Origin of the sequence: Noviherbaspirillum denitrificans (assembly GCF_002211445.1) — a bacterium.
Classification (GTDB): Bacteria; Pseudomonadota; Gammaproteobacteria; order Burkholderiales; family Burkholderiaceae_D; genus Noviherbaspirillum; species Noviherbaspirillum denitrificans.
The window spans coordinates 2,055,483-2,057,245 of the sequence record NZ_LSTO01000001.1 but is presented as its reverse complement, the minus strand read 5'-3'; the positions used below and the strand labels follow the sequence as shown (position 1 = coordinate 2,057,245).

The 1,763-nt window shown below is 64.8% G+C and carries 1 protein-coding gene and 1 pseudogene; both read left to right on the top strand.

Translation table 11 applies throughout. The features are described from left to right. The coding region (locus AYR66_RS10075; RefSeq protein WP_141104203.1) for a VRR-NUC domain-containing protein at positions 1-705 on the top strand (705 nt) is incomplete at its 5' end. After that, positions 702-1,763: pseudogene (locus tag AYR66_RS10070) on the top strand (ATP-dependent DNA helicase); the annotation flags it as partial. The gene AYR66_RS10075 and the pseudogene AYR66_RS10070, both read left to right, overlap by 4 nt.

Here is a 1,763-nt window from a genome sequence, read left to right as displayed (position 1 = left end):
GAACAGCAACAGGTGCAGCGCATGCTGCCCCGCCTGCTGCGCCTCGCGGGATTGCCGAAGCCGGCGCCGCGCACACAGGCCGAGACCGCGCGCATCGACCTCGTGTTGCCGCAGGGAGACTGGTCAGTGGAAGAGGCGGTACGCGCGCATATCGAAACGCCGGACGCGCCCGCATGGTATGTCGAGAACACGCTCATCAATTCGCTGTTCGGCCTGCTGTGCTGGGAGGCTGTCTTCACACCCGTCCCCGGCGCCTTCTTCCATCCCTTCCACACGGGCCCGGCGGACCTGCAAAGCGCGGACTTCCGGCACAAGCGCGCGCAGGAATTCGAACGCTGCCTGTCCGCGCTCGACACGCAGGAGTACAGGGAGATCATCCGCCGCAACTACGCGGACAAGGCAGGTATCCAGTCGCCATTCGTGTTCTGGGAAATTCTCGACGATGCATTGCTGGACACCGCGCTCGACTGCATTCCACCCGCGCACCTGAAAGTGTGTTTCGAACGCATGTTACGCGACATCCGTGCCAACCGCTCCGGCTTCCCCGACCTGATCCAGTTCTGGCCACGCGAAAAGCGCTACCGCATGGTCGAGGTGAAGGCACCCGGCGACCGTTTGCAAGACAACCAGCTGCGCTGGCTGGATTGCTTCGCCCGGCACGGCATCCCGGTGGAAGTGTGCTGGGTGCAATGGACGGACAGATGAAATACGTCGTCGCCGTCCGCGCGCTGACCGAGTTTACCGCCAAGCAGGGCGACCTCGACCTGCGCTTCACGCCGTCGCCATCCGCACAGGAAGGCATTGCGGGACATGCGACGGTGACCGCGCGACGGCCAGCGGGCTACCAGACGGAAGTCAGCCTGAGCGGCGAGTACCGGCACCTCGTCGTGCGCGGACGCGCCGATGGTTACGACCCGGCGCGCAAGCGCGTGGAGGAAATCAAGACCCACCGCGGCGACCTCGAACGCATGCCGGACAATCACCGCCACCTGCACTGGGCGCAGGTGAAAGTGTACGGCTGGCTGCTGTGCGAGAAGCTGGGATTGCCCGAGGTGGAACTCGCGCTGGTGTACTTCGACATCGGCAGCGCAAAGGAGACGTTGCTCACGGAAACGCACAGCGCCGGCGAGCTCAGGCAATTCTTCGAGACGCAATGCGAACGCTTCCTCGCGTGGTCGGAACAGGAGATGGCCCATCGCGCCGCGCGCGACGAAGCGCTCACCGCGCTGCATTTTCCGCATGAAGCCTTTCGCACCGGCCAGCGCGAACTGGCGGAAGGGGTGTACCGCGCCGCAGCCGGCGGGCGCTGCCTGCTGGCGGAAGCGCCGACCGGCATCGGCAAGACCATCGGCACCCTCTTTCCCTTGCTGAAAGCCTGCCCGGGACAGCAGATCGACAAGCTGTTCTTCCTCGCTGCGAAGACATCGGGCCGCCGCCTCGCCTTCGATGCGCTGTCGCAGGTCGGCACTATAAAGGCACTGCCGCTGCGCGTGCTGGAACTCGTGGCGCGCGACAAGGCCTGCGAACATCCGGACAAGGCCTGCCATGGAGAATCGTGTCCGCTCGCGCAAGGCTTCTATGACCGCCTGCCGCAGGCAAGGCAGGCGGCAGTCGATAGCCGCGTACTGGACAAGGAAACATTGCGCAAGGTCGCGCTGCAACACAATGTGTGTCCGTACTACCTCAGCCAGGACCTCGCCCGCTGGTGCGACGTCGTGGTGGGCGACTACAACTATTACTTCGACGGCAGCGCGATGCTGCAC